Below are 4,442 nucleotides of genomic sequence, written 5' to 3'. Positions count from 1 at the left end.
GGCACGAGCTGGAGACCAACACGTTCGGCCACCTGGGAATGATCCGGGAGTTCGCGCCGACGCTCGCCAGGAACGGCGGGGGCGCGATCGTCAACGTCCTCTCCGCCATGTCGTGGTTCGGGGGCGCGGGCGCCAACGCTTACCACCTGACCAAGGCCGCCGCCTGGGCCATGACCAACGGCGTCCGCCTTGAGCTCGCCGAGCAGGGCACGCTCGTCACAGCGGTACACCTCGGCCTGGCCGACACCGACATGGCGGCGGGCTGGCCCGTGGACAAGCTCGCTCCGTCGGACCTGGCAGACGCGGCGCTCGACGGTGTCGAGGCGGGCTCCGCCGAGGTACTCGCCGACCAGTGGAGTCGGGACATCAAGTCCCGTCTGCCGCTGACGCCGGAAGAGTTCAACGCAGCGATGGACCGCGCCCTGGCGGCGCTGATGGCGGCCTGAGGGTTGCTCCCGTGCGTGGCAGCTCAGTTGCCGGACTGCTCGGCGAGGGTGTGCGCGACGAGGGCATTGGCGTGACCGTGGCCCAGCCCGTGCTCGGTCTTGAGCCAGTTCACGAGCTCCATGTGCTTGGTCAGGGGCGAGGAGTGGATGAGGTCCTTCCACTCCGCAATCGGGCGACCGTACTTCTTCTCGATGGAAGGGAAGTAGCTGGCGGGGCCCTTCACGGTGGCGGTCATGTCAGCCATCCTGTCTGTCCGTTGAGTTGCTTCGGTGTTGTCGCTGGTATGACCGAGGGGCACCAAGGGAGTCATCGGTCGATGAAGGTGCGCTGCGTCACACCTCGTGCTTGCCGATGTGCGGGGCTGGTTACTTGTCGGAGTGACACGCACTCTGCTTCTCCGGCAGGTCCAGTTCCGCCCATACCGTCTTTCCGACCGTGAGCCTCTCCACCGCCCAACGACCCGCCAGCACACGGACGATGAGCAGCCCACGGCCGAACTGATCGTCAGCGTGGGCCGGTTGGGTGCCGGGCAGGCGTTCTCCTCTCGGGTCGGTCACCGCGATGCGGAGGGCGGTGTCGGTGAGGGTCGTCTCGACGCGGAAAAGACGGTCTCGTAGGCAGCCGTGCAGCAGGGCGTTCGTGCACAACTCGCTTGCCAGTAGCGCTGCGTCGCCGGCGAGGTCGGGTTGGCCCCAGTCGACTGCGAGTCCGGCGACGCGTCTGCGGGCGAGGGGGATGCTGCGCGGGTACGGGGTGTAGCTGACCTGGTCGTAGCGGTCGTACGACTTGGGTGGACCGGGAGGGCAGGAGTCGGTCATGGGTTCCTCCGGGGAGCGGGGAGTCGGGGTGGCTCCGCCGTGCGGGCAGCACGGTGCACTTCCGCCAACTGGTTTCGCCATGTGAGCGATCGAGTACTGAAGGTAGTGATGTGCTCACCCTGTGCGCAAGCGGTCTCGGGGAAATATGTCTTCAGTTTCGTTTGTGCTGTGGCTCCGGTGAACCGCACACTGGCCACGATCAGGAGGTGACCCGAGGTGTCCACAGGCCAGTTCACGCGCGGAACCCGCGTATCCACCGTCCTCGCGCGCAAGTTGGGCGGTGAGCTGCTGAGGCTGCGGGACCGGGCCGGCCTGACCCAGCCGCAGGCTGCGGAGGCGCTGTCGGCGACGGCCGCCAAGGTGGCCAAGATGGAGCGCGGGTGGGTGCCGTTCCGTGATCCCGACATCAAGATCCTGTGCGAGCTGTACGGCGTAACCGATCCGAAGGCCGTGGAACGGCTGTTGAGCCTCGCCAGGACCGACCGGGAGCGCCGCAAGGCCAAGGGGTGGTGGAACCAGTACCCCGAGCTGCGTTCCCTGGTGGAGTACGTCGCCCTGGAGGACATCGCGACCGGCATCCGGACCTGGCAAGGGGCCTTCGTCCCGGGTTTGCTGCAGACGCCGGACTACGCCAGGGCGCTGGCGATCGGCAACGCCGACTGGGACGAGCCGGGTGAGATCGAGCGGTTCGTTGAGGCGAAGGTCGCCCGGCAGGGGCGGCTGACGGACAGCAGCCCGCTCGATCTGTGGGCCGTTGTCGGCGAAGGAGCTCTGCGTCAACTGGTCGGCGGCCGTGAGGTCATGCGGACCCAGCTGGATCACCTCGTCGAGGTGTCCCGGCTCCCCAAAGTGAAGCTTCAGGTGGTCCCGTTCCTCGCGGGCTCCCACCCCGGCATGACCAGCGCCTTCAGTGTCGTCTCCTTCGCCGAACCCGGCGCGATGGACGTGGTCTACATGGACACGACCTCGTCTACGCTGTGGCTGGAGAGCGAGGCGGACGCCGCACGGCACAACACCAAGTTCGAGCGGATCGCAAGGAACGGACTCGCTCTTCACGATTCCGTCGAGTTGATCGAACGCATCCGCAAGGAGCTGTGACCGTGCCGCACTTCGAGTTCGCCAAGTCCAGCCACAGCAGCGGCAACGGCGAGTGCGTCGAAGTCGCCCGTAATCTGCCCAGCGTCATCGCCGTCCGCGACTCCAAGACCCCCCACGGACCGATACTCCAGGTCGTCCCCGACACCTGGACCAGCTTCATACGGTCCCTGCACCACGCCCGCCCCTGACCAGCCCCTATGACCTGGACCGAAGCCGAATACCTCGACCTCCTCCGGTCCGAGCGCCGCGCCTACGCCTGGGTCATGCGTCACCACGGCGGCATGTCACTGCCGGAATCCTGGGCCGCGGCACTCGACTGCTACCCCTACGAACCCGCCGACGAGCCCCACCGCGGCCTGGTGTTCCACGACGAGGCCTGGCACTGGGCGATGAGCCGGATCCACGGGCACCGTTACCCCGTAGAGCACCCCGAACTGGCCGACCCGTCCCCCGAGTACCGGGCCCTGACCTGACCCACTCCGGACAACGGCGGCAGACGCGGACGCGGGGAGGTCCCCAACAGGTCACCCCACCTCACCGCACCAAAAAACCCGTCGCCCCACCCCCGCCCCTCCCCCTACCCTCACCCCATGCAGCGCGCCCAAGTCATCCCCTCCATCACGACGACGCCGGAGCAGGTCCCGGCGCGCTGACAGCTGACGCAGTCCGAAGCCCCGGGGCGAGTGCCCCGGGGCTTCGTCGTTCCCGTCGGTTCCTCGCCCCCCACCGCGAGGGAGGACCCCATGAACCCCATGAACCCCATGCACGACCACCGCCGACTCGGCCGTGAGCTCGACCTGTTCGACACCGATCCGCTGATGGGCGCGGGGCTGCCGTACTGGCTGCCCGACGGGGCCGTCGTACGGCATGTCCTGGAGGAGTACGTCAGGGAGGTGGAGCGGGCCGCCGGGTACCGGCATGTGTACTCGCCGGTGCTCGGGAAGCGGGAGCTGTACGAGATCTCCGGGCACTGGTCGCACTACGGCGACGACATGTTCCCGCCGATGCGGCTGGGCGGCGAGGAGGTCGTGCTGCGGCCCAGCCTCTGTCCGCACCACGCCCTCATCTATCGGTCACGGTCCCACAGTTACCGTGAACTGCCTCTGCGGTTCGCCGAGTTGGGGGGCATGTATCGCTCGGAGCTGTCCGGTGTCCTCGGTGGTCTCACCCGCGTCCGTTCCATCCAGCTCAACGACGCCCACATCTTCTGCACCCCGGAGCAGGCCGTGGCGGAGGCCCGCGACGCCCTCGCACTCATCCGGCGCGCCTACGACGACCTCGGCATCCGTGCCAGCCGGTACCGGCTCTCCCTCCCCGGCGACCGCGACGGAAAGTACGTCCCCGATCCGGAACTCTGGCGCCGCGCCACCGCCCTCCTCGAAGAGGTCCTGGACGGCACCGAGTTCGAGTCCGTCGAGGGCGAGGCCGCCTTCTACGGCCCCAAGATCGACGTGCAGATCACCGACCCCGCCGGACGTGAGTCCACCCTCTCCACCGTCCAGATCGACTTCCACCAGCCCGAACGCTTCGACCTCCACTACATCGGCCCCGACGGGGGCAAACACCGCCCGGTGATGGTCCACCGCAGCATCATCGGCAGCGTGGAACGGGCCGTCGCCCATCTCATCGAGGCGCACGGCGGCGCCTTCCCGGTGTGGCTCGCGCCCGTGCAGCTGGTGGTCCTGCCGGTGGCGGAGGAACAGGAGGAACGGGGCCATGACCTCGTACGGCGGGCCGAAGCGCACGGCATCCGGGCCGAACTCTCGGGCCCCGGTCACGGCACCCTCGGCGCCCGCGTCCGCGCCGCGCGGCTCGTGCCGTACCAGGCGGTGATCGGGGAGCGGGAGGCCGACGCCGGCTGTGCGGCCGTACGACTGCGGGACGGCCGTAGGTGGGGAGCCGTGCCGGTCGACGAGCTGCTGGCACGCATCGGTGCCCGGGCCGGTGATCGCGGGGCCGAACTCTGGGCGGCTGCGTAAGGTCGGTCCCGTACGCCAGTGACGAAAGGACCCCGCCGTGACCGGTCAGCCCATCCCGGTGATCATCGACTGCGACACCGGTGTCGACGACGCCCTGGCC

7 protein-coding genes are annotated in these 4,442 nt (G+C 68.6%); 5 read left to right on the top strand and 2 right to left on the bottom strand.

What is annotated here, in order from left to right:
- Positions 1-446 (top strand): SDR family NAD(P)-dependent oxidoreductase (locus tag JF597_RS51690; protein ID WP_294013618.1); only part of this gene is annotated, 446 nt, incomplete at its 5' end.
- Between the two features lie 23 nt (positions 447-469).
- Here the strand turns inward: JF597_RS51690 and JF597_RS51685 are convergent.
- On the bottom strand, positions 470-682 hold the full coding sequence (locus JF597_RS51685) for a DUF4287 domain-containing protein (protein WP_294013616.1): 213 nt from the start codon (positions 680-682) through the stop codon (positions 470-472).
- Between the two features lie 130 nt (positions 683-812).
- A complete protein-coding gene (locus tag JF597_RS51680) occupies positions 813-1,265 on the bottom strand; it encodes an ATP-binding protein (protein ID WP_294013614.1) in 453 nt (150 codons plus the stop codon).
- A gap of 216 nt (positions 1,266-1,481) precedes the next feature.
- On the opposite strand from JF597_RS51680, the gene JF597_RS51675 reads away from it, so the two are divergent.
- The 4 genes from JF597_RS51675 (at position 1,482) to thrS (ending at position 4,342) form a co-directional block, all read left to right on the top strand.
- Positions 1,482-2,363 (top strand): helix-turn-helix transcriptional regulator, encoded by an 882-nt coding sequence (locus JF597_RS51675; RefSeq protein WP_294013612.1) that lies wholly within the window; start codon positions 1,482-1,484, stop codon positions 2,361-2,363.
- Positions 2,364-2,365: 2 nt separating this feature from the next.
- The gene (locus JF597_RS51670; protein WP_294013622.1) at positions 2,366-2,551 is read left to right on the top strand and encodes a DUF397 domain-containing protein; all 186 of its coding nucleotides are present in this window, start codon (positions 2,366-2,368) and stop codon (positions 2,549-2,551) included.
- 9 nt (positions 2,552-2,560) lie between these two features.
- Positions 2,561-2,836 (top strand): hypothetical protein, encoded by a 276-nt coding sequence (locus JF597_RS51665; protein ID WP_294013610.1) that lies wholly within the window; start codon positions 2,561-2,563, stop codon positions 2,834-2,836.
- Between the two features lie 288 nt (positions 2,837-3,124).
- Positions 3,125-4,342 (top strand): threonine--tRNA ligase, encoded by a 1,218-nt coding sequence (gene thrS, locus JF597_RS51660; protein ID WP_294013620.1) that lies wholly within the window; start codon positions 3,125-3,127, stop codon positions 4,340-4,342.
- Positions 4,343-4,442: the final 100 nt, after the last annotated feature.

Origin of the sequence: Streptomyces sp. (assembly GCF_019510245.1) — a bacterium.
GTDB lineage: Bacteria > Actinomycetota > Actinomycetes > Streptomycetales > Streptomycetaceae > Streptomyces.
Note: the sequence above shows the minus strand (reverse complement) of the source record. Positions and strands in the feature narration are given on the sequence as shown.